The following is a 23,235-nucleotide window of genomic DNA, read 5'->3' as shown; positions in this document are numbered from 1 at the left end:
AAACCTTGGGCGCAAAAAACGGCCGGTGTTCTTACGCGTGCCTGATTCGGGCGCGGACACGGGCCGTGATGGTGCTTTAGCGGGTTGCAGACTATACCCCCATCGCACCCTTGATTCAAGGGCAGGGGGTTTGGCGGGTGGTCACACCGACCCGGCTAAACCCATGACATATCAATGGATTTCGCCGACAGCGAAGAGCCTGCGATGCTCGCGAATGGCGTAGCGGTCGGTCATACCGGCAATGTAGTCGGCGATGGCACGCGGTTTGTCCTCGCGCGAGCGCTGCTGATACTGCGGCGGCAACAGGCGCGGGTCCGCCATGAACGCCGAGAACAAATCGTTGATGATGCGTCGCGCCTTGTCCGTCATGCGCAGCACCTGATAGTGCCAGTAAAGGTTTTCGCGCAGAAAGCGCTTGAGCTCCTGCAGCATTCCGGACATGGCAGGAGTGTAGGCAACGAGGCGTTCGGCGCGCCGCACGTCTTCGATGCTTTCGATACCCGCCGAAGAGATGTTTGTGCGCGTGGTTTCGATCAGGTCGATCACGGTGTCGTTGATCATGCGGCGGATCGTTTCGTGGATCAGCCGGCGGCCCGTGAGACCCGGCCATTGCGCTTCAACCCGCCGGCGCCGCTCGGCAAAGAGCGACACCGCTTCAAGCTGCTCGAGCGTAATGAGGCCGGAACGCAGACCATCATCGACGTCGTGATTGTTGTAGGCAATCTCGTCGGCAAGATTGGTCAGCTGGGCCTCAAGCGAGGGCTGCGTGCCGTCGAGAAAGCGCCGCCCGACATCACCGAGCCGTTCGGCATTCGGCCGCGAACAATGCTTGAGGATGCCCTCGCGCGTCTCGAAGGTGAGGTTCAGGCCGGGAAAGGCCGCGTAATGCTCTTCCAGTTCGTCGACGGTGCGCAGCGACTGCAGATTGTGCTCGAATCCGCCATACGGCTTCATGCACTCGTTGAGCGCGTCCTGCCCGGCATGCCCGAATGGCGTGTGCCCCAGGTCATGCGCCAGCGCAATGGCTTCAGCCAGATCCTCGTTAAGCGACAGGGCGCGGGCAATGTTGCGCGTGATCTGCGCAACCTCAAGGCTATGGGTGAGCCGCGTGCGGAACAGGTCACCTTCGTGATTGACGAAGACCTGGGTCTTGTATTCCAGCCGGCGGAAAGCGGTCGAATGGATGATGCGGTCCCGGTCGCGCTGGAACTCGCTGCGCTCAGCCGGCGCCGGCTCGACATGCCGCCGACCGGCGGAGTTCGTCTCGCTGACCGCCCACCGCGCCAAACCGCTCATGCGCAGCACGTCTCGATGGCCGAGGAAATTTCCGTGACCGGCACGTCACCGCGGATCACGGCCTTGCCGATGCGCTCCAACAGGATCAAGCGCAGCTTGCCCTGCTCGACCTTCTTGTCGCTCGCCATCAGATCGAGATAGCGAGGAACGGGCAACTGCGGCCCTCGTACCGGCAGCTTCGCGCGCTCGAACAAGGCACCGATGCGGGTCACATCTGCCGAGGTGATCATGCCGAGGCGCTGCGATAGCGTAGCCGCCATCATCGTGCCAGCCGCAACCCCTTCGCCATGCAACCATTCGCCGTAGCCCATGCCGGCCTCAATGGCGTGGCCGAAGGTATGACCAAGGTTGAGCAGAGCGCGCACTCCCTGCTCAGTCTCGTCCGCCGCAACCACGTCGGCCTTGTTGGCACATGAGCGCTCGATGGCAAAGGCCAAGGCCTCCGGATCGCGTGCGAGCAGGCGTTCGATGTTCGCCTCCAACCACTCGAACAGCGGTTGGTCGCAGATGAGACCGTACTTGATGATCTCCGCCAGCCCCGCCGACAGCTCGCGGTCAGGCAACGTATTCAGCGTATCGATGTCGGCCAGCACCAGCCGCGGCTGGTAGAAAGCACCGATCATGTTCTTGCCCAGCGGATGGTTGATGGCCGTCTTACCCCCCACCGAGGAGTCGACCTGCGCCAGCAAGGTTGTCGGAATCTGGATGAAGGGCATTCCGCGCTGGTAGGCCGCCGCCGCGAAGCCCCCCATGTCGCCAATGACGCCACCACCCAATGCGATCAGGGTTGTCGAACGCTCACAACGCGTCCGCAACAAGGCATCAAAGACCAGATTGAGAGTAGCCCAGTCCTTGTGTGACTCGCCGTCGGGCAAGACCACGCGGTCCGCGGTAACGCCAGCAGCTTCCAAGACCGTGCACAACTGATCCAGGTACAGGGGCGCCACAACGTCGTTAGTCACAACGAAGACCCGACGTGTTTTCAGATGCGGAAGAAGCAGGCTTGCATCGGCCAGCAGGCCGCGCCCGATGTGGATTGGATAGGCCCGGTCACCCAGGGCGACATTCAGAGTTCGCATGTTTCTGCTTGAAAGATTCGATCGCCGCTTCGAGCTGCCTCACCATGCCGGCAGGGCTACCCCGATTTCCGTCCACCACGATATCCGCAACTTCGCGGTACAGCGGATCGCGCTCACGGTACAAGGCTTCGATGCGCTCTCGCGGATTGGGAACCTGCAGCAACGGGCGGCTGCGGTCATGCCGAGTCCGCTCCCACAGCACACGTGGCGGGACATTAAGATACACCACGATACCACGGCGTTTGAGCAGCGCACGGTTGTCGGGACTCAGGACGACCCCACCCCCGGTGCCGAGCACGACACCGGAAACCTCAAGAAGCTCCTCAATGAGCTGACTCTCCCGGCGTCGGAAACCCGCCTCGCCTTCGATCTCGAAGATGGTGGCGACTTTCACGCCGGTGCGCGCCTCAAGCTCATGATCGCAATCAATGAACTCGAGGGCGTGGCGCTTGGCGTAGTCACGCCCGACGGTACTCTTCCCTGCTCCCATCATCCCGATCAGGATGACGGGCTCTGCGCTGGCATTCACTCAAACGTTCCGCGTCTGTTCCGCAATCCGCGTTATACCCGATCAACGCAGCGTCAGCGACTCCGACACAATTCTCGGTGTAATAAACACTAGGAGCTCCTTCCGGTTAGAAGTACTCGATGTACTGCGGAATAACGCCCCTACAACAGGCAAAGAGCCCAAAAATGGAACGCGCGAGACTTCGTTGGTTTCTTCCTCTTCGTAGATACCGCCGATGACGACCGTCCCTCCGTTGTCAACCAGCACTTCGGTTTGCACGTTCTTCGTCTCGATCCCAGGCTCATCGATACCAGCGATCGGAACCGGCCGATCCTTATTCACTTGAACACGAAGTTGTACGCGCCCTTCAGGAGTAATCTGAGGGCGGACCCTGAGGCTCAAAACCGCCTTCTTGAACTCCACACTTGTAGCACCGGAGCTTGTTTCTTTTCGATAGGCGATCTCAGTACCCTGCTCAATCGTCGCCTCGACTTGATTGGCAGTCAAGACGCGAGGACTTGATATTACGCGCCCACGCCCATCGGTCTCGAGGGCCCTCAATTCCAAGTTCAGAAAACGCGTAAGACTGTTATTGAACAACGACATATTCAACAAACCAAAGCCCGTCGGTAGAAATCCGTCGCCGCTGGTAGCGCTTTCGGGAGTAAAGGAGCCGAAATCGGACGAGCCCAGACCAAGCCGCGCACCGTTCCCAATGCGATGCCCCCTACTATCCCCGAACCCAAGGCGCACACCGAGATCGCGAGCAAAGTCCTTGTTGGCCTCGACAACTCGCGCCTCAATCAGTACCTGACGCGGAGCCAAATCAATCTCTTTCATTAAGGCTCTCACGGCATCCAAGCGCCCCGCAACGTCTGTAATGAAGAGCTTGTTGCTTCGCTCGTCGACAACAACACTTCCACGACTTGACAGAGCTGTTTGATCCTTACTCCTCAGGAACTCAAAGATCTCCTTGGCATTGTGATAGTTGATTTGAAAGCTTTCAGTAATTAACGGCTCCAGATCACCTCTCTGCGCAATGACCTCAAGCTGCTGCCGTTCGCGAGCAGCCAGCTCATCGGTCGGCGCGATCCAAATCACATTGCCATTTTTGCGCCGATCCAAACCCTTAGCCTGCAAAATGATATCCAAAGCCTGATCCCAAGGTACATCATTTAAGCGAAGCGTCAGATTCCCGCCCACAGAATCGCTGGTAACAATGTTGAAATCGGTGAAATCCGCAATGACCTGAAGAACCGATCGAATCTCAACATCCTGAAAATTGAGCGACAGTTTCTCACCAGCGTACTTATCCCGGCCGCCATGCTGGACCAAGCGGTCTGGATCTTCGGTGAGCCTTCGAACCTCAAGCACGAACTGGGTGTCTGTTTGGTACGCGCTATGCTCCCACAGACCGTTAGGCGTCACCACAAGTCGCGCGCTGTCACCTTGCATCTGGGCCTGCATCCGACTGATCGGCGTCCCAAAGTCGGTCACATCTGAACGTCGTTGCAAATGCTCAGGCAGTCCAGTATTGGAAAATTCCACAATCAAATTTGTGCCTTGCTGAAGGACGTTAATGCCGGTATCTGGGCTGGACAACTGAACGACCACCCGCCCCTCCCCCGACTCCCCACGCCGAAAGTTGATATCACGTACACTTTTCTCGGATGACTCACCGACAGCACTCGCAGAAAAGTTGGCTAAAGCCTGCTCGGGGAACGACAACGCCGCCGCAACCTTGGCGCCCCCCTCGGACGGGGACATCGCAATCACCAGGTCGCCGCCTTCCAGGCGCGGCTCATACTCAGGCATCTGGCTGACGTTCAAAACCATCCGCGTACGCGAACCGGATTCAACGATATTCACGCTACGCAAATCACCGCGGTTGACCGTCTGCTGCACACGCCCCAAAGCGTTACGCATATCAAGGAAATCGAAGGCAATCCGCGACGGGTTCGTAACACTGAAACTTTTTGGCAACTCGGACAACGGGTAAGCGAAACTCAGACGTAAATACAATGTGCCAGCCTGCTCAACGATCTGGAAATCCTTGATGTGATTAGCAGCCGGCCGGGAAACCGTCGTAGTCTCGGCCGCTTGGGCAAATACCGCTGATTGAGGCATCAGCAGCATAGCCAACGCCCCCATCGCACCAAGCAGCGCTTTATTGTTTTGAAGTTTCATCATTTCGCTCCTAGCGCTCTTGCAGCAGCAAACGGCTGGTCCGCTCGACCCAATCGCCATTCATGTCTTCAACAACTTCGTTGAGGGTAACTTCCGAATCGGTGATCTGAGTGACCATTCCATGGTCTTGTCCCAAGTAATTTCCAACTGCAACTTGATGGATCCGACCCGACACTAGTACTAATGCATGCGCACGCTCATTCTGCATTAGGGCACCAACCATATTCATCGACTCCAGCGGAAAAGCCTCCAGAGGCTCACGGGGACGATTCATATCAGGCCCCCCAACAGAAGTCGACCGGGCCTCAGGCTGAATACGCGAAACAGCGAAAGGGTCGATTTTGTCGCCTTGGTCATAGCGGACAATCGGAAACGGCTTGATCTCAGGCAACGGCTGAATGCGACCGACCATGGTCGACGCTTCGTGATCCATCCAACTACGCAAGTCATCACCCTCGCCAGTACACCCGACAACGAAGAAGCTAAGGCCGAGTAGAACAATTCGTACATTATTCATGATCAACGCCTCGGCACCTGCTGGGCTCGTTGAGATGCGAGCTCCTCATCGTCAAGATAGCGATAAGTCGTCGCCCGCGCCTTGAAATTCAAATTTCCGTCTGCGGCACGCTCGATCTTTATATCACCGAGAGTAACGATACGAGGCATTCTGGCGACATCCGCCACGAACTCACCTAGATCGTGATACGAACCTAGGATACTGATATCAATAGGCAACTCTGCGTGAAACTCGCGCACTGATTCAGCTCCCGGCCTGAACAACTCAAACAACAGCCCTCGCCCCAATCCCGCTTGGTTGATGTCCGCCAATAATTGATCCATCTCCGCCTTGTTTGGAAGCTGTCGCAACAAAGCGCTGAACTGCCGATCTGTCTCATCCAATTGCCGACGATAAGCATCGAGATTCACCGCCTGCTGTTTTTTTTGCCGCCAATCCGCACGCAACTGGACCTCCTCAGTCTGCTTGCGCTCCAGGACTTCTGACTGGGCCCGCCAATCGAACCACCATATGGCCGCAACAGTGGCAACCAGCAAGAAAATGAACACAGTCACCCTCGGACCTGCAGGCCAAGCCCCGGGGTCATTCGGATCCAACCCCCGGAAGTCCTCAAAGAAACTATTTACATCAATTTTTTTTCGCGGATCAACCATCTTCAGTTTGCTCCGGCTTCAACCGCATTTTCAGCGGGACGACTAAGGCCAACACTCAAGTTGAACTCGCTTAAACGCCGCCCCTGATCTGCCACAGATCTAACCTCGGCCAACACCGGATCCGACAATGTCGGAGCAGAATTCAGGCTCCTCATCAAATGCGATACTCGCGCGTTGGACTGGGCATGCCCCGTCAAAGAAACTCGGCCACCGGATTGCGTCAGCGTGCGGACGAAGGCACCGTCAGGCACATAAGCGACCAAGTCATTGAACATGTACACCGGCTGAACTCGGTTTCCTTGCAAAGTTTCAATGACCTGCTTCCGTGCGATCAACGCATCAATCTGGGCGCGCAAACGCGAAATCTCGGCGATTTCGCCATTCAGACTGGTTATTTCTGTCTGCAGAAAACGATTACGCGAATCCTGATGGTCTATCCGACCAGACATGAAGAGGTGCCCCACCAAGCCAATCGCCGCGCCAAGCGCAATCATCAAGGCGGAAACAACAAAAAATTGTCTGCGTCGTTCGCGACGGATTGCTTCTCGGTAAGGAAGCAGGTTGATAAGAATCATCATTCAACCCTCCGCAGGGCAAGTCCACACGCGACCATCATTGCCGGGGCGTCGGCTGCCAGACTCTTGGCCCTGACGCGCGAAGAAAGCGTCATCCCTGCGAACGGGTTGGCGACCGTTGTCGAAACTTGAGTACGGCCGCTGACGACCTCGGCGAGATTTTCCATGACTGCACAACCTCCAGCCAGCACGATGTGATCCACCTCGTTGTACTGCGTGGAAGTAAAAAAGAACTGCAGCGCGCGCGACACTTCCAACGCCACCGAATCCATGAATGGCCTGCGCAGATCCCTCTCGTACTCTGGCGGGAGGTCGCCCGAGCGCTTGGCGGACTCGGCCTCTTCCGGACTCAAGCCGAACTGCCGTCCGATGTCCTGCGTCAGTCTGGCACCACCGATGGCCTGCTCACGCGAATAGATCTGCACCCCATCACGCATCACCGACATGTGCATCGCGTTGGCACCGATGTCGGCCAGTGCGATGGTGCGCCCCTTGGCGCCGCCGGGTATCTGCGAACCGACAAGTGAAAACGCCGACTCGACGGCCAGGGACTCCACATCCATGATCACGGCTTTCAGGCCCGCAGACTCGGCCACCGCGACTCGGTCCTCGACTTTCTCCTTGCGGGAGGCTGCAACAAACACCTCGATGTCATCCGGGCTGCCGGGAGACTGCCCGAGCACCTGGAAATCAAGATTTACTTCGTCGAGCGGGAACGGAATGTACTGATTGGCCTCGGACTCGACATGGAACTCCATCTCGTGTTCGCGCAGGCCCTGCGGAAGATAGATTTTCTTGGTGATTACCGCCGAAGCGGGCAAAGCCATCGCAACGTTCCGGGTGCCGGTGCCCATGCGTCGCAAAGCCCGCCGTACGGCTTCGCTGACGGCATCAAGATCGGAAATGTTGCCGTCCTGCACAACATCCTTGGGCAGCAGTTCGACGGCATATGCCTCGACCCGGTAACCGGAGGCCGCGTCACCGGCGATCTCGACCAGCTTCACCGATGACGATGAAATATCCAGACCGGCAAGTTGCTGCGCCTTCGAACCGAACAGATTGATCTGTCTCACCAAGAAATCCTTAAATTTCCTTACATTAGGCGCAATACCTAATCTAGTGTTTAAAATGCTAACAACAAGTTTCAGGCTGTGTAAAGAAAAATACCGTTCTGTGTCAACACAGACTGCAGCATTTTCGTCAACTGGTCGCTCGGGCTACCCCCCCGTATAATCGCGCCTCACCCTCACCGACAGACTTCATGCGCTGGTTTCTCTATCTGGTAGCAGCCGCTTCTGTGGCCATCATACTCGCGGCCGCAACCGTAGGGACGGTCGTCGCTTTTGCGTGGCCGCGCCTGCCTGACCTCGAGGCTCTTACGGACTATCGCCCCCGCATTCCGCTGCGAATTTTTTCGTCCGACGGACATCTGCTGAGCGAATTCGGGGAGGAGCGCCGGGCCGTAGTCGACATCGCGGACGTCCCCACCTCGTTGAAGCAAGCCATCCTGGCCGCTGAGGATGAGCGCTTTTATGAGCACGCCGGCGTAGACCCCATCGGCATCGCGCGCGCGGCTGTAGCCAACGTGCTGTCGGGTGGGCGAGGCCAGGGCGCTTCCACCATCACCATGCAGGTGGCGCGCAATTTCTATCTGTCGCGTGAGAAGACCTATAACCGCAAGCTCTACGAGATCCTGCTGGCGTTCAAGATTGAGCGCAGCCTGTCCAAAGACAAGATTCTCGAGCTTTATATCAACCAGATCTTCCTGGGCCATCGCGCATACGGCTTCGCGACCGCGGCCCGCACCTACTTCGACAAACCCCTGGACAGGATTACGCTGGCCGAAGCTGCCATGCTGGCCGGGCTGCCCAAAGCCCCATCTGCCTACAACCCGCTCACCAATCTGCACCGCGCGACCATTCGCCAGCACTACGTACTTGGCCGCATGCGTGACTCGGGCTTCATCGACCAGGCCACGTACGAAGCCGCGCGCAATACGCCGGTACAGATTCGACCTCCCAGAACGACGAGCAAACGCGACACGGACGGCGACTATATCTCCGAGATGGCACGGCAGATCGCCGTCGAGCAATTCGGCGAGGACGCGTACCAGATCGGCCTGCGCATCGTCACGACGATCCGGCTCGACGAGCAGCTCGCGGCCCAGCAGGCGTTGCGCAACGGCGTCATCGAGTTTGACCGCCGTCGCGGCTATCGTGGCCCGGAGGCCTTCGTCGATCTGTCGGGCATCAAGGACAGCGAAGACGACAAGCTCACCGAGACCCTGGTCGACTACCGCGACTATCCCGACATGCTGGCTGCCGTGGTGCTGGCCGCCTCGCCCGCCGAAGTGCGCGTGTTCCGCAACGGTGAAATCATCTCGATCAAGGGCAGCGGTCTTTCCTTCGCCGCGCCGATGCTCGATCAGCGCGCACCGCAGACGCGGCGCATCCGGCGCGGCGCCATCGTGCGCATCCGGCCGCTGGGCAGATCGGGATGGGAAATCCTGCAGCTGCCGGAAGCCGAAGCGGCGTTGATTGCAATTGACGCACACACCGGCGCCGTACGCGCGCTCGGCGGCGGTTTCGATTTCAACCGCAACAAGTTCAACCACGTCACGCAGGCCTATCGCCAGCCTGGCTCCAGCTTCAAGCCGTTCATTTTCTCGGCAGCCCTGGAACGCGGATTCTCACCGGCCACGTACGAGCTGGACGAGGCGCTGTTCTTCCCGCCGGAAGTCACCGGCAGCAAGGCATGGGAGCCCAAGAACTACGACGACAAGTACGAAGGGCCGATGACCCTGCGCACCGCGCTGGCACGTTCCAAGAACATGGTGTCGATCCGGATTCTGCAAGCCATCACCCCCGAGTACGCGCAGGATTACATCGGCCGCTTCGGCTTCGAGCCTCAGCGCCACCCGGCCTATCTGACGATGGCGCTTGGCGCCGGCTCGGTAACCCCCTGGCAAATGGCGTCCGGCTACGCGGTGTTCGCCAATGGCGGTTTCCGCGTCGAACCCTACATCGTGCAGGAGATCACCGACGCCAATGGCCGTACGCTGGCGCGTTTCGATCCCCCGATCGCCGGGCGCAACGCGCCACGCGTACTCGACCCGCGCAACGCCTTCCTCATCGATTCGATGCTGCAGGACGCGATCTACAAGGGCACCGGCCAGCGCGCCAAGGAACTTGGCCGCAGCGACCTGGCCGGCAAGACCGGCACGACCAATGATTATGTTGATGCCTGGTTCGCGGGCTACAACCCCGATATCGTCGCGGTGACCTGGATGGGCTACGGTCAGCCCCGCAACCTCGGACGCGGCGAAACCGGCGGCCGCGCTGCTCTCCCGATCTGGACCGACTACATGCAGACTGCCCTGAAAGGCACTCCGGATCGGCCACGCATCCGCCCGCCCGGCCTGGCCCCGATCCGCCACCCGGACAGCGACATTACGGATTTCTACTACGAGGAAAATCCGCCGCCGCAGCCACCGCCGCAACCACCGCCGGAAGAAGGCATTCCTTTCCTGCGCTATTTCCTGGACGACAACGCCTGGAAATCGCAGCCTGACGAGGCGCCGCCTATGGACCAACCCGCGCCCTTCGAGGAACGCGTGCCGCTGTCCATCCGCGAGATGTTCCTGCCGATGACCCCGCCGGCGGGCGAAGAGCAACCGCTCGCCCCCCCGGCCGAACGCTGATCCGACGTCAGCCGGCGCGCACGGTCACTGCCGTACCGCTCTGTTCGGATACCAGACGCGACAGCGTCGCATACAGCTCGGAACCATCGCGACCGGCAACCCAGGCGCCATCACGTGGCGCGAAGTGAAAGCCGCCGGCTTTGGCCGCGACCCAGATCTCGCGCGCAGCAAGATGCCGGTTGATCACCATCTTGCTGCCGTTTTCGAACTCAAGCTCCAGCACGCCGCCGGGCATGGTCTCGATATCGATGTCCGCCCCGCACGCCTCCAGCGCCGCTTCGATGCGCACCAGTTCTGCCTCCGCGAGGTCGGAGAATGCCGATTCATCCATATTGGCTCCTTCTGCTAGCATTGCCGTTTTTTCAGGCGACCCATTTCATCATGCGCCCCTACACCCTCGCACTGTTTTTTGCGCTGGCCGTTCTGACGAGCGGCTGCGGTATCAAGGGCAATCTCTACATGCCCGATGTTCCTTCCGCACAACCGGCACCAGAGCCAGCTGCAGATGATAACAAGGCCCCGGCAGCGAATCCCGCATGAGCGATCCCGTATTCCCGGTGGCCGGCCTCAAGCGCGAACCGCAGGGCCTGACGCTCGAAGGCGTGTCCCTGCGCGATATCGCCAGTCGTTTTGGCACCCCTACCTACGTCTATTCGCTGGCCGCCATCCGCCAGGCCTACTCGGCCTGGGCCGATGCCCTGCACGGGCGAAAGGCCATGGTCTGCTACGCCGTCAAGGCCAACTCCAACCTCGGCGTGCTGTCGGCCTTCGCCCGACTCGGTGCAGGCTTCGACATCGTCTCGGGAGGTGAGCTGGCCCGTGTGCTGGCCGCGGGTGGCGACGCCGGCAAGGTGGTGTTTTCGGGCGTAGGCAAAACCGCCGCCGAGATGCGTCAGGCGCTCGAAGCCGGCATCCACTGCTTCAACATCGAATCCCCCTCGGAAGTCGCACGGCTCGACGCCATCGCCGGCGAACTCGGCGTCAAGGCGCCGGTGGCGCTGCGCGTCAATCCGGACGTAGACCCCAAGACCCACCCCTACATCTCGACCGGGCTGAAGAACAACAAGTTCGGCATTGCGTTTGATGACGCCCCGGCGCTGTACCGCGACGCCGCGTCGCGGCCCAACCTGCGCGTCACCGGCATCGCCTGCCACATCGGTTCACAACTGCTCGATCCGCAACCAATGGCTGATGCCACGGCAAAAGTGCTGGGCATGGTCGACCAGCTGGCTGCCGAAGGCATCGTGCTCGACCATATCGATCTGGGTGGTGGCGTCGGCATCCGCTACAAGGACGAGACGCCGCCCACGGTGGCCGAATATCTCGCGCCCATCCTGGCCCAGCTCGAAGGCCGCCGCGAGGCCGTGCACTTCGAACCCGGCCGTTCGCTGATCGGCAATGCCGGCCTGCTGCTGACACGCGTCGAATACCTCAAGCACGGCGAGAGCAAGAACTTCGCCGTAGTCGACGCCGCCATGAACGACCTCGCCCGCCCGGCGCTGTACGACGCCTGGCACGAGGTGGTGGAAGTGGCGCCGCAAACCTCCGGTCGCGTGTACGAGGTCGTCGGCCCGATCTGCGAGAGCGGCGACTTCCTCGCCCATGATCGGCAACTGGCGGTGGCCGAAGGTGATCTGCTGGCCATTCTTTCGGCCGGCGCCTACGGCATGACCATGAGTTCGAACTACAACACCCGACCGCGCGCAGCTGAAGTCATCGTCGATGGCGACACCGTGCATCAGGTGCGTGCGCGCGAAACGGTCGACGCGCTGTTCGCGCTGGAGCATCAGCTCCCGGTCTGACTCAAAGGCTCCTCGTAGGGCGAGGAGCCTTCAGCGCATCTCGTCCAGACAGCGCGCCAAGGCATCATGCCAATGCGGCAACCGGATGCCGAAGCGCTGCTCGAAGGCCGTGCAGTCCAGCCGCGAATTGCGCGGTCGCACGGCCTCCGTGGGCCATTCCTCGGACGTGATGGCCGCCACTTCGGCGACACGCAGTTCCAGCTCGGGTAGGCGCATGCGCGCCTCGGTGAAGATCGTGCGAGCAAAGCCGCACCACGAAGTCTCGCCACTCGACGTCAGGTGATACAGCCCCGAGGTGAACCGGCCGGCAGCCCGCTCGGCCTGCGACTGCCGTACCGCATGGGCCGTGGCATCGGCCAGATTGCGCGCCCAGGTCGGCGCGCTGAACTGGTCATCCACGACAGTCAACCGCTCGCGCTCGACACCATGGCGCAGCATGGAGCGCACGAAGTTACCCCCGCGCGAGGCAAACACCCAGGCCGTACGCAGGATCAGGTGGTCGCAGCCGGCATCCACGATGGCACGTTCGCCAGCCAGCTTGCTGCGCCCGTACACGCCCAACGGGGCAAGCTCGGCCGCCTCAGTGCGTGGTGTCTCACCGCTGCCGTCGAACACGTAATCGGTCGAGAAATGCACCAGCAATGCGCCGCATTCGCGTGCAATGGCGGCGATTTCGCCCACTGCCTCGGCGTTGATACGGTGCGCCTTGGCCGGCTCGCTCTCGGCTCGATCAACCGCCGTGTAGGCGGCCGCATTCACGATCACATCCGGCGCCAGCGCACGCAGCGCTGCCACAGACGCAGCATCGGCAAGATCGCAGCCCGCACGGTCGAGCGCGATGACCTCGCCCAGCGGCATCAGGCTGCGCGCCAGCTCGAAGCCCACCTGCCCGCGTGCGCCGGTCACCACCAGCCTCACGGGTACACCTCACACTGCGCCAGCGGCAAGCCTTTGGCATCCTTGGCAGAAAGCAGCGGGTCGCCCTCGAAGTGCCAGTCAACGCCCACCGCCGGATCGTTCCACAGCAGGCTGCGTTCATGTTCCGGCGCGTAATAGTCGGTGGTCTTGTAGAGGAAATCCGCCGATTCGCTGAGCACCACGAAACCATGCGCGAAACCGGGCGGCACCCACATCTGCAGATTGTTCTCGGCCGACAACTCGGCGCCGGTCCAGCGCCCGAAGTTGGGCGAACTGCGGCGCAGGTCCACCGCCACATCGAACACCCGCCCCTGCGTCACGCGCACCAGCTTTCCCTGCGCGTGGCGCAGCTGATAGTGCAGGCCGCGCAGCACGCCATGCGCAGAGCGCGAATGGTTGTCCTGCACGAACTCCACCTGCAGCCCGGTGGCCTCTGCAAAGGCGCGTGCGTTGTAGCTTTCCATGAAGAAGCCGCGGGAATCACCGAACACCTTGGGTTCGAGCACCAGCACTTCCGGCAAATCCGTTTGAATCACGCGCATCAAAACACTCTCTCTTCCAGCAAACGCAGCAAATACGCACCGTAGCCGCTCTTGGCCAAGGGAGCCGCGAGGGCGCGCAGTTGGTCATCGCTGATCCAGCCTTCACGCCACGCCACTTCCTCGGGACAAGCCACTTTCAGGCCCTGCCGCTTCTCGATGGTGTGGATGAACTGGCCGGCTTCGAGCAGGCTCTCGTGCGTGCCGGTGTCCAACCACGCGTGGCCGCGGCCCATGCGCTCGACGGTCAGCTCGCCCCAGTCGAGGTATTGGCGGTTCACGTCGGTGATCTCCAGTTCGCCGCGCGGGCTGGGCTTGAGGCCGCGCGCGATGTCCACCACGCGTGCATCGTAGAAATACAGCCCGGTCACCGCGTAGCGGCTCTTGGGCTTGGCCGGCTTTTCTTCCAGGCTGATAGCGCGCCCCGCGGTATCGAACTCCACCACACCGTAGCGCTCCGGATCCTGCACCGGATAGGCAAACACCGTCGCACCCTGCTCGCGCTGCGCCGCTGCGCGCAAGTCGTCGGCCAACTCATGTCCATAGAACAGGTTGTCGCCCAGCACCAGCGCGCAGGGCTCGCCTGCGATGAAGCGCTCACCGATCAGAAAAGCCTGCGCCAAGCCGTCCGGACTGGGCTGCACGGCGTACTGCAGGTTCAGGCCCCAGGCCGCGCCGTCGCCCAGCAACTGCTCGAAGCGCGGTGTGTCCTGCGGGGTCGAGATGATCAGGATGTCGCGGATACCGGCCAGCATCAGCGTGGTCAGCGGGTGGTAGATCATCGGCTTGTCGTACACCGGCAGCAGCTGCTTGGACACCGCCAGTGTGGCCGGGTGCAGGCGCGTGCCGGAACCGCCGGCGAGGATGATGCCGCGTCGTGTACTCATGTTCAGGCCTCCCGATCCGCGTAGTTGCGCGCCATCCAGTCACGATAGGCGCCGCTCTGCACGTCGCTCACCCAATCCTGGTGCGCCAGATACCATGCCACCGTCTTGCGGATGCCGCTCTCGAAGGTCTCGGCCGGACGCCAGCCCAGCTCGCGCTCGATCTTGCGCGCGTCGATGGCGTAGCGCCGGTCGTGGCCGGGGCGATCCTTGACGAAGCTGATCAGCCGCGCATGCGGCCCCGCCGGGTCGGGGCGCAGTTCGTCGAGCAGCGCACACACGGTGTCGACGATCTCGCGGTTGGTCTTCTCGTTCCAGCCGCCGACGTTGTACACCTCGCCGACACGGCCCTGCGCAAGCACCGCGCGGATCGCCGCGCAATGGTCCGCCACGTACAGCCAGTCACGCACGTTGAGCCCGTCACCGTAAATCGGCAGCGGCTTGCCGGCGAGCGCATTAGCGATCATCAGCGGAATCAGCTTCTCGGGAAACTGGAACGGCCCGTAGTTGTTCGAGCAGTTGGTGGTCAGCACCGGGAGGCCGTAGGTGTGATGCCAGGCGCGTACGAGATGGTCGGACGCGGCCTTGCTGGCCGAATACGGGCTGTTCGGCGCATACGGGGTGGTCTCGGTGAAAGCCGGGTCGTCCGCGCCAAGTGAGCCGTACACTTCGTCCGTGGACACGTGCAGAAAGCGAAAGTCCTCGCGCGCCGCGCCTTCCAGCGCAGACCAGTACGCGCGGGCCGCTTCCAGCAGCGTAAAGGTGCCGTCGACATTGGTACGCATGAACTCACCGGGGCCGTGGATGGAACGGTCTACATGGCTCTCCGCGGCGAAATGCACGATGGCGCGCGGGCGATGCTCGGCCAGCAGACGCTCCACCAACGCACGGTCGCAGATATCGCCGTGCACAAACACATGGCGCGCATCGTCCTGGAGCGACGCGAGATTGGCGAGATTGGCGAGATTGCCGGCGTAGGTCAGGGCATCGAGGTTGAGCACCGGCTCGTCATTCACCGCCAGCCAGTCCAGCACGAAGTTCGCGCCAATGAAGCCTGCGCCTCCAGTCACCAGAATCATTCCGCATCCTTGTCATTCAGCGTTGGCCAGCTGCGGCCGACGCTCGGGTGCGGCATTGTAACGCGGGCTCGATTCGGCAAAGATGGGCGCACCTTCCCGCTGCGGTAACACCATGCTTCGCTTCACCCTCGCGCTAGTCCTGTCCCTCCTTGCCGGCACCACTGCCTCCATGCCAACCGAGGTCGCCCGCGCACTCGAACGCGCTGGCATCCCGGCCGAATCGGTGGCGATCTTCGTACAGCCGGTCGATACCAGTCACCCTGAGCTCTCACTCCACGCCGACCGCCCCATGAACCCGGCCTCGGTGATGAAGCTCGTCACCGCCTTCGCCGTGCTCGAACGCCTTGGCCCCGGCTTCACCTGGACCACGCGCGTCGCCACCGACGGCGCTGTACGCGGCGGTCGGCTGATCGGCAACCTGCACCTGGTCGGCGGCGGCGATCCGCTGCTCGACGTCGGCCGTTTGTGGCGCGTGCTCGCCCGCGTGCGTGCCGCCGGCATCACCCATGTCGGCGGCGACATCGTGCTCGACGCCTCCGCCCTGCGCCTGCCTCCGCACGACGCCGCCGCTTTCGACAACCGCCCGCTGCGCCCCTACAACAGCGGCCCCAGTGGCCTGCTGCTCAACTTCAACACCGTGCAGTTGCTGCTCACGCCGGGCAAGCTCGGCGAACCCCTCACCGTTGCCGCCGTACCAGCGCTCGACGGCCTGACGCTCGACAACCGCCTCACCACCGCTGCCGGCCGCTGCGTCACCTGGTACCGCGACCTCGATTCCAGCCTCGGCTGGACGCCCGACGGCCCGACGCTGACCCTCACCGGCACCATGCCCGCCGACTGCGGCGCGCGCGAATGGGCCGTGGCTCCGTTCGCGTCGGACGACTTCGCCGCCGCCCTCACCAGCTGGCTGTGGCGCGCCTCCGGCGGCACGCTCAGCGGGAGCGTGCGTCACGACATCACGCCCTACGTCACCACCCCCCTGTTCGAGCACACCTCTCCGTCCTCGGCCGAAGCCGTGCGCGAGATGAACAAGTGGTCCAGCAACGTCATCGCCCAGCAACTGCTCGCCACGCTCGCCATGCACGAGCCCGACACCCCCGACATGCTCGCCGCCGGCGCCCGCATCGCCACCGAGACCCTCAGCGCCGCCGGCATCCCCACCCAAGGCCTGCTAATCGACAACGGCTCGGGTCTCTCCCGCATCGCCGCCATCCGCGCCGACACCCTCGGCCGCCTCCTGCTCACCGCCTGGCAACGCCCCTGGATGCCCGAGTTCATCTCCGCCCTGTCGCTGGCCGGCATCGACGGCACCGCCCGCAAACGCCTCAACGGCAGCCCGGCCAACGGCCACGCCCACATCAAGACCGGCACCATCAACGGCGTGCGGGCCATAGCGGGTTATGTCCTCGACCGCAACGGCCGACGACATGCAGTGGTGATGATGGTGAATGACCCGAAGGCGCCTCAGAGCGAGGCGGCGCAGGATGCGTTGATTGAATGGGTTTGGGGTGGGGCGGGGAGGTGAGGTGAGGTGAGAACATCCGGCGCAACACCCTTCGGTTATTGCGTCCTACGAGAGCCACCCTATTCCTTCTGGATTCAAATCAAACGAAACTTTCGTTCGATGGCATCCTTTAACAGGACAACTATTTTGTCAAACAAATTAAATGCCATATTCCAGCCTTCCGAATCTACAAATACCATAGCGCCAATCAGATCATCATCCCCACCAACGGCCCACAAGTACTTGCTGTCTACCCTTCCTTGATTATGAACGATGACATTTCTCTTGGCCTTTATGGATATCAGCTCACCCATTTCCTCCTGAGTCAGCTCAACGGGTAGGGCTAGCTTAATTTTTAAATAATTGAAAATGTCGGCAACAGAATCATACGTAATCCCTCCAATCTCTCGATCAATCATTTTGGAAACAAGACCTTCCATAGAATCATGAGAAAGAACATCTTCGTACGTAATTTGTTTTTTTGACTTTAAAATTTCAGGCTTATAAGTCAAGACCTCTCTAATTAAGTCTGACAGAGCAGACTCGAAAAGCGTCACCAGATGCACGAAGGAGATCTTCAGCATCAGATGAGGAAGAGACTGAATTTCCTTTCCCTGATGACTAAGCAACTCTTCAAAGCTTTCAAGGAGATCTCTGGGAACCTGAATCACATCGGTCGAATTCTTAGAACAAACCGCGGCCCCCGACAGATACTTCCGTACTTCGCCAGAAGTTGAAAATAGTCTATCTGACTCGTTCACAGCAAAAGCTGATAAGAATTTCACGAGAAGTTGAGTTCTTCGAGCCTCTTCCCGATAAGTTTCAACGATATGATCTATTCCATTCTTTAGGCTCATGAGAATCCCGTCACTTCGAATAAGTCAAATAAACAGCCCGCGCAGGGCGCAACGAGGATGGGGACAGACCACGTCCTCAAGGACGCCCCACGACAGCCCTATCGGCGCAGACTACTCGGCGCCCTAATCTAGGACAACCGCCTTTGTCGCATTTCGCCTGCGGCTCAACGCGCCCTACGAAAATCCATGACGACTGTAGTATGCAAACAGGAAAGGCGGGGCACGTGCCCCGCCCCATTCAAAGGAGCTTGAAATGGCGAGTAATAAAGTTCTGGGTCTGGTGTTGCTCGTTGTGGGAGCGGTCCTGCTTTACCTTGCGTACCAGTCATCGCAAAGTCTGGGCGATCAGGTAACGGAAGCCGTGACCGGGCGCTTCACCGATTCGACCACCCTGTATCTGATTCTTGGTGCCGCTTCTGCCGCGGCAGGTGTTGGAATGCTGCTCTTCGGCAAATCCCGCTGACACGGGTCCGTGCGAGGCGTGGAAACTGCGCCTCACACAAGCAAGCCCAGGCTAGAGCTGAGACAGAGGCCTGGGCATCGGCATGGTCTCGCCCTGCCCCAGTACCCACCAGCCACGCGCAACGCGGTAGAGCACCCACAGCCCCGCCACGGCAAGAATGGCAAAACCGATGAAGACGCCAATCACGGTGAACACCATGAACCATCCGATCACGCACCACAGCAGCGCGAACCAGAAGGTGCGGATCTGCCAGCGGAAGTGGCTCTCCAGCCAGGTGCCGCGCGCCGAGGCCTGCTTGTAGTAGTTGAGGACAACGGCCGCAATGGAGGGCAGCGTGCCGAGGAAGCTGCCGAGAATGGTCGCCACGCCGAACAGCGCGGTGAGCAACGCGAAGGCGTGCAGGCCGTAGACCACGTGCACGATCAGCCGCAGGTTATCGAGGTCCATGGCGGGGCCGGGGCCGCGCGGTTGCAGGTCTTCGCTCATGCTGCTGTCTCCTTCAAAGTCCGAGGTCGTTCCACATGGCGTCGACGCGCGCCTTCACGGCGTCGTCCATGACGATGGGCGTGCCCCATTCGCGATTGGTTTCGCCGGGCCACTTGTTGGTGGCGTCGATGCCCATCTTGCTGCCGAGGCCGGCTACCGGGCTGGCGAAGTCGAGGTAGTCGATGGGAGTGTTATCCACCAGCGTGGTGTCGCGCGTGGCGTCCACGCGGGTGGTCATGGCCCAGATCACTTCCTTCCAGTCACGGATGTCGACGTCGTCATCCACGACGATGATGAACTTGGTGTACATGAACTGACGCAGGAAGCTCCAGATGCCGAACATCACGCGCTTGGCGTGACCGGGGTACTGCTTCTTGATGCTGACCACCGCCAGACGGTACGAGCAGCCTTCGGGCGGCAGATAGAAGTCGGTGATTTCGGTGAACTGGCGCTGCAGCAGAGGCACGAACACTTCGTTGAGCGCGAGGCCGAGCATGGCCGGCTCGTCGGGCGGTTTGCCAGTGTAGGTGGAGTGGTAGATCGGGTTCTTCCGCATGGTGATGCGGTTGATCGTGAACACCGGGAACTCCGAGACTTCGTTGTAATAGCCGGTGTGGTCGCCATACGGCCCCTCCGGCGCCATGTCGCCGGGGTGGATGACGCCTTCCAGCACGATCTCGGCGCTGGCCGGCACCTGCAGTTCGGAATCCATGCACTTGACCAGCTCGGTCTTGGAGCCGCGCAACAAGCCGGCAAACTGGTATTCCGACAGCGAATCAGGGACCGGCGTGACGGCACCCAGGATGGTCGCCGGATCGCAGCCCAGCACCACCGCCACCGGGAAGGGCTCGCCCGGATGCGCGAGCTGGTGGTCGCGGAAATCCAGCGCGCCGCCGCGGTGGGCAAGCCAGCGCATGATGACGCGGTTCTTGCCGATGACCTGCTGGCGGTAGATGCCCAAGTTCTGGCGCTTCTTGCCCGGCCCGCGCGTCACCACCAGCCCCCAGGTGATCAGCGGCGCGGCGTCGCCCGGCCAGCAGTGCTGGATCGGCAGCTTGGCCAGATCGACGGCATCGCCCTCCCACACCACTTCCTGACACGGCGCCGAGCGCACCACCTTGGGCGCCATGTTCAACACCTGCTTGAACACCGGCAGCTTGTCCCACGCGTCCTTCAGGCCCTTGGGCGGCTCGGGCTCCTTGAGGAAGGCCAGCAGCTTGCCGACCTCGCGCAGCGAATGCTGCCAGTCGCCGGACTCGCCCATACCGTAGGCCACGCGCTGCGGCGTGCCGAACAGGTTGGCGAGCACGGGGATGGCCTGCGGCACACCCTTGGTGACCGGCTTCTCGAACAGCAGCGCCGGGCCGCCGGCGCGCAGCACGCGGTCTGCGATCTCGGTCATTTCGAGGTGGGTGTCCACCGGCACGCTGATGCGCTTGAGTTCGCCCATCTCTTCGAGACGGGTGATGAAGTCGCGCAGGTCGTCGTATTTCATCGTCGCTTTATCGGCAGCGGTTGATGGCGGTGCGCGTCGCCTGAGCGGCGAAACGGGCGGCTGCAGCAAAGTCCTCGCCGTCCCCCGCATACAGGATGGCGCGCGAGGAGTTGATCATAAGCCCGGTGCTGTCGCGGCTGCGCCCCGCCGCCACGGTGGCGGCGATGTCGCCGCCCTGCGCGCCGATGCCGGGCACCAGCAGCGGCATGTCGCCGGTGAGGTTGCGCACGCGGGCAATCTCTTCGGGGAAAGTCGCACCGACTACCAGGCCGAGGTTGCCGCTGGCGTTCCATTCGTTGGCGGCCAGCCGCGCGACGCGCTCATAGAGCTTTTCGCCGCCGACATCGAGGAACTGCAGGTCGCTGCCACCGGGGTTGGAGGTGCGGCACAGCAGGATCACGCCCTTGTCGGCATATTCCAGATACGGCTCGATGGAGTCGCGACCCATGTAGGGATTCACCGTCACGGCGTCGGCGCGGTAGCGCTCGAAGGCTTCACGCGCGTACTGCGTGGCGGTGCTGCCGATGTCGCCGCGCTTGGAATCGAGCACCACCGGAATGCCGGGGTGTTTGTCGTGAATGTGGCGGATCAGGTCTTCGAGCTGGTCTTCGGCACGCGCGGCGGCGAAGTAGGCGATCTGCGGCTTGAAGCAGCACACCAGATCAGCCGTGGCGTCGACGATCTCGCGGCAGAACCGCAGGATGGCGTCGGGCTGCTCACGCAGGTGAGCGGGAATGCGCGCGGTGTCGGGGTCGAGGCCGACGCACAGCAGGCTGTCGCGGCGCTGCCAGCGCTCGCCGAGGGCAGTCATGAAATGCATGGGGGAATTCCGTGTGGTCCGGCCCGCATGATAAGCGCTCGCCCTCTGCATCGAAAGAAGAGGGGGCCAGCGGCCCCCTCTTGCTGGGACGTGGCAATGCGCTTACATCTTGCCTTCCATGCCGAGAATCTTCATGGCCTTGCCAAGCGTGGCGACCGATTCGCCGTGTTTGCCGGCCTTGTGGAGCGCTTCGCCTTCGGCACGCAGGCTCTTCACTTCGGTCATCTGGGCTTCGCTGAGTTGCGGGTTGGTGGCCAGCGCCGCATCGATCTTCTTCATGTCGGCCGGGCAGTGTGCCGCCAGGGCAGCGCCGCTCAGTGCCAACATCGCAAGCGTCAGTGCGATCTTCTTCATGCTGTCTCTCCATTGCGTCGCGGAACATACCGCGCACGACGTGGACAGGGCACCCTCGCTTTTGTTCAGCGGAACAGGCTGTCGAAGACGATGCCGGCAAACACCGTGGCGCCGAACCAGTTGTTGTGCAGGAAGGCCTTGAAGCACTCCGGGCGTTCGCGGCCGCGGACCATGCCGTAATGCGTCCACGCCACACCGGCCGCACCGAGCAGGCCGACGGTGTAGAACAGCGGCCCCAGCCCGGCCAGCCAGCCGGCAATCGCCAGTGTGAGCAAGGTCAGGCCGTAGCAGATCATCACCGCGATGACGTCAAAGCGGCCGAAGGTGATGGCCGCGCTCTTGATGCCGATTTTCAGGTCATCGGGCCGGTCGACCATGGCGTATTCGGTGTCGTAGGCCACCGCCCAGAACACATTGGCCAGCACCAGCACCCATGCCTCGCACGGCACCTCGCCCTGAATCGCGGCATAGGCCATCGGGATGCCGAAGCCGAAAGCAATGCCCAGATAGGCCTGCGGAATGGCGAGAAAGCGCTTGGTGAAGGGGTAGCTCGCCGCCAGCAGCACCGCCGGCACGGCCAGCGCAATCACCAGACCATTGAGAAACAGCACCAGAAACAGCGCAGCAGCAGCCAGAATGCCGGCCACGCACAGCGCCTCCATCGGTGCGACCTTGCCGGTAACGATGGGGCGATCCACGGTGCGCTCGACATGGCCGTCGAAATCGCGGTCGGCAAAGTCATTGATGACGCAGCCCGCCGAACGCATCAGCACCGTACCGGCCAGGAAGATCAGCAACACATGCCACGGCGGAAAGCCGTCCGCCGCCAGCCACAGTCCCCACAAGGTGGGCCACAGCAGCAGCAGGATGCCGATCGGCCGGTGCAGGCGCGTCAGGCGGTAGTAGTGCGGCAGACGTCCGGAGAAGCTGAAACGGGTATCAGTCATGCGGGCAGGTCGAGGATTTCCGGAAGAAAAATTTCACTCACAAGCAGCGCGCGGCCACGCAGACGAAAGACCGAGCGCCGCCCCCAGAGTTCGCGCGGCAGCTCACGGGGCACCAGCGCGGCAGACGCGGCGCGATGGCGCGCGTCGCGCACATCGAGCCGTGCGCAACTCAGTTCGCCTCGCTGGACGCGCGGGTTGGCGAACAGCGCGGCGCCGAGCGGGCGGGCGCCGATGGTGGCAAACAGACGTGAGCCGGCGCCGACGTTGGCGCGCGGCATCACCGAACGGGCATACACCACCGGCACGCCATCGGCCAGCAGCAACACCTCGCGCACCCACGCCCAGTCGCCATGCGGCAAACCCAGCAGCGCCACCTCGTCGTCCAGCACCTTGCCCAGCCGCTGGCGCAGCACGCGTACCGCAAAGCGCTCGCAGCGCGCCGTGATGCGCGCCGTCAGCGAACCGGGATCACGCAGCCAGCCGTCCATGCCGCACGGCAGCAGGGCGGGCAGAAGATGGCTGCGCCACCGGTCGGCTGGATAACGATTCGTCATGACATTACGCGAATGGAA

The 23,235-nt window shown here is 61.8% G+C and carries 25 protein-coding genes; 5 read left to right on the top strand and 20 right to left on the bottom strand.

The window, feature by feature from the left end:
* Window positions 1-171: 171 nt before the first annotated feature.
* Genes AC6H0R_RS13725 through AC6H0R_RS13690 form a run of 8 tightly spaced genes read right to left on the bottom strand, consistent with a single transcriptional unit; the run spans window position 172 to window position 7,891 of the window.
* Window positions 172-1,296: a deoxyguanosinetriphosphate triphosphohydrolase gene (locus AC6H0R_RS13725; RefSeq protein ID WP_497581925.1), complete on the bottom strand. Its 1,125-nt coding sequence runs from the start codon at window positions 1,294-1,296 to the stop codon at window positions 172-174.
* Window positions 1,293-2,375 carry a 3-dehydroquinate synthase gene (gene aroB / locus AC6H0R_RS13720; protein ID WP_497581924.1) on the bottom strand — a complete coding sequence of 361 codons (1,083 nt, stop codon included), beginning with the start codon at window positions 2,373-2,375 and terminating at the stop codon, window positions 1,293-1,295. Before aroB ends, AC6H0R_RS13725 begins: the two co-directional genes overlap by 4 nt.
* Window positions 2,347-2,904: a shikimate kinase gene (locus AC6H0R_RS13715; protein ID WP_497581923.1), complete on the bottom strand. Its 558-nt coding sequence runs from the start codon at window positions 2,902-2,904 to the stop codon at window positions 2,347-2,349. The genes aroB and AC6H0R_RS13715 overlap by 29 nt, the downstream gene beginning before the upstream one ends.
* A 42-nt stretch (window positions 2,905-2,946) precedes the next feature.
* The gene (locus tag AC6H0R_RS13710) at window positions 2,947-5,070 is read right to left on the bottom strand and encodes a type IV pilus secretin PilQ (protein ID WP_497581922.1); all 2,124 of its coding nucleotides are present in this window, start codon (window positions 5,068-5,070) and stop codon (window positions 2,947-2,949) included.
* A 10-nt stretch (window positions 5,071-5,080) separates the two neighbouring features.
* Window positions 5,081-5,587, bottom strand: a complete 507-nt coding sequence (locus tag AC6H0R_RS13705; RefSeq protein WP_497581921.1) for a pilus assembly protein PilP — start codon at window positions 5,585-5,587, stop codon at window positions 5,081-5,083.
* A gap of 2 nt (window positions 5,588-5,589) precedes the next feature.
* Window positions 5,590-6,240 carry a type IV pilus inner membrane component PilO gene (locus AC6H0R_RS13700; protein WP_497581920.1) on the bottom strand — a complete coding sequence of 217 codons (651 nt, stop codon included), beginning with the start codon at window positions 6,238-6,240 and terminating at the stop codon, window positions 5,590-5,592.
* 2 nt (window positions 6,241-6,242) lie between these two features.
* The gene (locus AC6H0R_RS13695; protein WP_497581919.1) at window positions 6,243-6,818 is read right to left on the bottom strand and encodes a PilN domain-containing protein; all 576 of its coding nucleotides are present in this window, start codon (window positions 6,816-6,818) and stop codon (window positions 6,243-6,245) included.
* Window positions 6,815-7,891 carry a pilus assembly protein PilM gene (locus AC6H0R_RS13690; protein ID WP_497581918.1) on the bottom strand — a complete coding sequence of 359 codons (1,077 nt, stop codon included), beginning with the start codon at window positions 7,889-7,891 and terminating at the stop codon, window positions 6,815-6,817. Before AC6H0R_RS13690 ends, AC6H0R_RS13695 begins: the two co-directional genes overlap by 4 nt.
* A 185-nt stretch (window positions 7,892-8,076) precedes the next feature.
* On the opposite strand from AC6H0R_RS13690, the gene AC6H0R_RS13685 reads away from it, so the two are divergent.
* Window positions 8,077-10,515 (top strand): penicillin-binding protein 1A, encoded by a 2,439-nt coding sequence (locus AC6H0R_RS13685; protein WP_497581917.1) that lies wholly within the window; start codon window positions 8,077-8,079, stop codon window positions 10,513-10,515.
* A 7-nt stretch (window positions 10,516-10,522) separates the two neighbouring features.
* Here AC6H0R_RS13685 and cyaY read toward each other — a convergent pair whose 3' ends face one another.
* Window positions 10,523-10,846: an iron donor protein CyaY gene (cyaY, locus tag AC6H0R_RS13680; protein ID WP_497581916.1), complete on the bottom strand. Its 324-nt coding sequence runs from the start codon at window positions 10,844-10,846 to the stop codon at window positions 10,523-10,525.
* Between cyaY and lptM the strand changes: the two genes are divergently transcribed.
* Both lptM and lysA read left to right on the top strand, forming a co-directional pair.
* On the top strand, window positions 10,831-11,055 hold the full coding sequence (gene lptM / locus AC6H0R_RS13675) for an LPS translocon maturation chaperone LptM (RefSeq protein WP_497581915.1): 225 nt from the start codon (window positions 10,831-10,833) through the stop codon (window positions 11,053-11,055). The genes cyaY and lptM overlap by 16 nt on opposite strands.
* Window positions 11,052-12,317 (top strand): diaminopimelate decarboxylase, encoded by a 1,266-nt coding sequence (gene lysA / locus AC6H0R_RS13670; RefSeq protein WP_497581914.1) that lies wholly within the window; start codon window positions 11,052-11,054, stop codon window positions 12,315-12,317. The genes lptM and lysA overlap by 4 nt, the downstream gene beginning before the upstream one ends.
* Window positions 12,318-12,347: 30 nt before the next feature.
* Here the strand turns inward: lysA and rfbD are convergent, their stop codons facing one another.
* Genes rfbD through rfbB form a run of 4 tightly spaced genes read right to left on the bottom strand, consistent with a single transcriptional unit; the run spans window position 12,348 to window position 15,737 of the window.
* A complete protein-coding gene (gene rfbD, locus AC6H0R_RS13665; protein WP_497581913.1) occupies window positions 12,348-13,235 on the bottom strand; it encodes a dTDP-4-dehydrorhamnose reductase in 888 nt (295 codons plus the stop codon).
* Window positions 13,232-13,777 carry a dTDP-4-dehydrorhamnose 3,5-epimerase gene (gene rfbC / locus AC6H0R_RS13660; protein WP_497581912.1) on the bottom strand — a complete coding sequence of 182 codons (546 nt, stop codon included), beginning with the start codon at window positions 13,775-13,777 and terminating at the stop codon, window positions 13,232-13,234. The genes rfbD and rfbC overlap by 4 nt, the downstream gene beginning before the upstream one ends.
* Window positions 13,777-14,661, bottom strand: coding sequence for a glucose-1-phosphate thymidylyltransferase RfbA (gene rfbA / locus AC6H0R_RS13655; protein ID WP_497581911.1), 885 nt, complete (start codon window positions 14,659-14,661; stop codon window positions 13,777-13,779). Before rfbA ends, rfbC begins: the two co-directional genes overlap by 1 nt.
* Window positions 14,662-14,663: 2 nt before the next feature.
* A complete protein-coding gene (gene rfbB / locus AC6H0R_RS13650) occupies window positions 14,664-15,737 on the bottom strand; it encodes a dTDP-glucose 4,6-dehydratase (protein WP_497581910.1) in 1,074 nt (357 codons plus the stop codon).
* A 112-nt stretch (window positions 15,738-15,849) separates the two neighbouring features.
* Here rfbB and dacB point away from each other — a divergent pair, with 112 nt between their 5' ends.
* Window positions 15,850-17,262, top strand: a complete 1,413-nt coding sequence (gene dacB / locus AC6H0R_RS13645; RefSeq protein ID WP_497581909.1) for a D-alanyl-D-alanine carboxypeptidase/D-alanyl-D-alanine endopeptidase — start codon at window positions 15,850-15,852, stop codon at window positions 17,260-17,262.
* 74 nt (window positions 17,263-17,336) lie between these two features.
* On the opposite strand, the gene AC6H0R_RS13640 is transcribed toward dacB, so the two are convergent.
* On the bottom strand, window positions 17,337-18,098 hold the full coding sequence (locus tag AC6H0R_RS13640; protein ID WP_497581908.1) for a hypothetical protein: 762 nt from the start codon (window positions 18,096-18,098) through the stop codon (window positions 17,337-17,339).
* 253 nt (window positions 18,099-18,351) lie between these two features.
* On the opposite strand from AC6H0R_RS13640, the gene AC6H0R_RS13635 reads away from it, so the two are divergent.
* A complete protein-coding gene (locus AC6H0R_RS13635) occupies window positions 18,352-18,561 on the top strand; it encodes a DUF3185 family protein (protein WP_497581907.1) in 210 nt (69 codons plus the stop codon).
* 51 nt (window positions 18,562-18,612) lie between these two features.
* Here the strand turns inward: AC6H0R_RS13635 and AC6H0R_RS13630 are convergent, their stop codons facing one another.
* The 6 genes from AC6H0R_RS13630 to AC6H0R_RS13605 form a co-directional block, all read right to left on the bottom strand.
* Complete coding sequence (locus AC6H0R_RS13630) at window positions 18,613-19,047, bottom strand: DUF4870 family protein (RefSeq protein WP_497581906.1); 435 nt, start codon at window positions 19,045-19,047, stop codon at window positions 18,613-18,615.
* Between the two features lie 13 nt (window positions 19,048-19,060).
* On the bottom strand, window positions 19,061-20,542 hold the full coding sequence (gene ubiD, locus AC6H0R_RS13625; RefSeq protein ID WP_497581905.1) for a 4-hydroxy-3-polyprenylbenzoate decarboxylase: 1,482 nt from the start codon (window positions 20,540-20,542) through the stop codon (window positions 19,061-19,063).
* A 7-nt stretch (window positions 20,543-20,549) separates the two neighbouring features.
* Complete coding sequence (pyrF, locus tag AC6H0R_RS13620) at window positions 20,550-21,362, bottom strand: orotidine-5'-phosphate decarboxylase (RefSeq protein WP_497581904.1); 813 nt, start codon at window positions 21,360-21,362, stop codon at window positions 20,550-20,552.
* A gap of 102 nt (window positions 21,363-21,464) precedes the next feature.
* Window positions 21,465-21,716, bottom strand: coding sequence for a PA2433 domain-containing protein (locus AC6H0R_RS13615; protein ID WP_497574970.1), 252 nt, complete (start codon window positions 21,714-21,716; stop codon window positions 21,465-21,467).
* A 65-nt stretch (window positions 21,717-21,781) separates the two neighbouring features.
* Complete coding sequence (ubiA, locus tag AC6H0R_RS13610; protein WP_497581903.1) at window positions 21,782-22,663, bottom strand: 4-hydroxybenzoate octaprenyltransferase; 882 nt, start codon at window positions 22,661-22,663, stop codon at window positions 21,782-21,784.
* On the bottom strand, window positions 22,660-23,217 hold the full coding sequence (locus tag AC6H0R_RS13605; protein WP_497581902.1) for a chorismate--pyruvate lyase family protein: 558 nt from the start codon (window positions 23,215-23,217) through the stop codon (window positions 22,660-22,662). Before AC6H0R_RS13605 ends, ubiA begins: the two co-directional genes overlap by 4 nt.
* Window positions 23,218-23,235 lie beyond the last annotated feature (18 nt).

It is taken from the genome of Pseudazoarcus sp. NS36, from assembly GCF_059703705.1.
This window is presented reverse-complemented; position numbering and strand designations above follow the sequence as displayed.

What these genes read in the sequence shown, in the direction of transcription:
- AC6H0R_RS13725 (WP_497581925.1), bottom strand. Translation starts at nt 1,296, where the DNA reads ATGAGCGGTTTGGCGCGGTGGGCGGTCAGCGAGACGAACTCCGCCGGT.
- aroB (WP_497581924.1), bottom strand. Translation starts at nt 2,375, where the DNA reads ATGCGAACTCTGAATGTCGCCCTGGGTGACCGGGCCTATCCAATCCAC.
- AC6H0R_RS13710 (WP_497581922.1), bottom strand. Translation starts at nt 5,070, where the DNA reads ATGAAACTTCAAAACAATAAAGCGCTGCTTGGTGCGATGGGGGCGTTG.
- AC6H0R_RS13705 (WP_497581921.1), bottom strand. Translation starts at nt 5,587, where the DNA reads ATGAATAATGTACGAATTGTTCTACTCGGCCTTAGCTTCTTCGTTGTC.
- AC6H0R_RS13700 (WP_497581920.1), bottom strand. Translation starts at nt 6,240, where the DNA reads ATGGTTGATCCGCGAAAAAAAATTGATGTAAATAGTTTCTTTGAGGAC.
- AC6H0R_RS13695 (WP_497581919.1), bottom strand. Translation starts at nt 6,818, where the DNA reads ATGATGATTCTTATCAACCTGCTTCCTTACCGAGAAGCAATCCGTCGC.
- AC6H0R_RS13685 (WP_497581917.1), top strand. Translation starts at nt 8,077, where the DNA reads ATGCGCTGGTTTCTCTATCTGGTAGCAGCCGCTTCTGTGGCCATCATA.
- lptM (WP_497581915.1), top strand. Translation starts at nt 10,831, where the DNA reads ATGCCGATTCATCCATATTGGCTCCTTCTGCTAGCATTGCCGTTTTTT.
- cyaY (WP_497581916.1), bottom strand. Translation starts at nt 10,846, where the DNA reads ATGGATGAATCGGCATTCTCCGACCTCGCGGAGGCAGAACTGGTGCGC.
- lysA (WP_497581914.1), top strand. Translation starts at nt 11,052, where the DNA reads ATGAGCGATCCCGTATTCCCGGTGGCCGGCCTCAAGCGCGAACCGCAG.
- rfbC (WP_497581912.1), bottom strand. Translation starts at nt 13,777, where the DNA reads ATGCGCGTGATTCAAACGGATTTGCCGGAAGTGCTGGTGCTCGAACCC.
- rfbA (WP_497581911.1), bottom strand. Translation starts at nt 14,661, where the DNA reads ATGAGTACACGACGCGGCATCATCCTCGCCGGCGGTTCCGGCACGCGC.
- rfbB (WP_497581910.1), bottom strand. Translation starts at nt 15,737, where the DNA reads ATGATTCTGGTGACTGGAGGCGCAGGCTTCATTGGCGCGAACTTCGTG.
- dacB (WP_497581909.1), top strand. Translation starts at nt 15,850, where the DNA reads ATGCTTCGCTTCACCCTCGCGCTAGTCCTGTCCCTCCTTGCCGGCACC.
- AC6H0R_RS13640 (WP_497581908.1), bottom strand. Translation starts at nt 18,098, where the DNA reads ATGAGCCTAAAGAATGGAATAGATCATATCGTTGAAACTTATCGGGAA.
- AC6H0R_RS13635 (WP_497581907.1), top strand. Translation starts at nt 18,352, where the DNA reads ATGGCGAGTAATAAAGTTCTGGGTCTGGTGTTGCTCGTTGTGGGAGCG.
- AC6H0R_RS13630 (WP_497581906.1), bottom strand. Translation starts at nt 19,047, where the DNA reads ATGAGCGAAGACCTGCAACCGCGCGGCCCCGGCCCCGCCATGGACCTC.
- ubiD (WP_497581905.1), bottom strand. Translation starts at nt 20,542, where the DNA reads ATGAAATACGACGACCTGCGCGACTTCATCACCCGTCTCGAAGAGATG.
- pyrF (WP_497581904.1), bottom strand. Translation starts at nt 21,362, where the DNA reads ATGCATTTCATGACTGCCCTCGGCGAGCGCTGGCAGCGCCGCGACAGC.
- AC6H0R_RS13615 (WP_497574970.1), bottom strand. Translation starts at nt 21,716, where the DNA reads ATGAAGAAGATCGCACTGACGCTTGCGATGTTGGCACTGAGCGGCGCT.
- ubiA (WP_497581903.1), bottom strand. Translation starts at nt 22,663, where the DNA reads ATGACTGATACCCGTTTCAGCTTCTCCGGACGTCTGCCGCACTACTAC.
- AC6H0R_RS13605 (WP_497581902.1), bottom strand. Translation starts at nt 23,217, where the DNA reads ATGACGAATCGTTATCCAGCCGACCGGTGGCGCAGCCATCTTCTGCCC.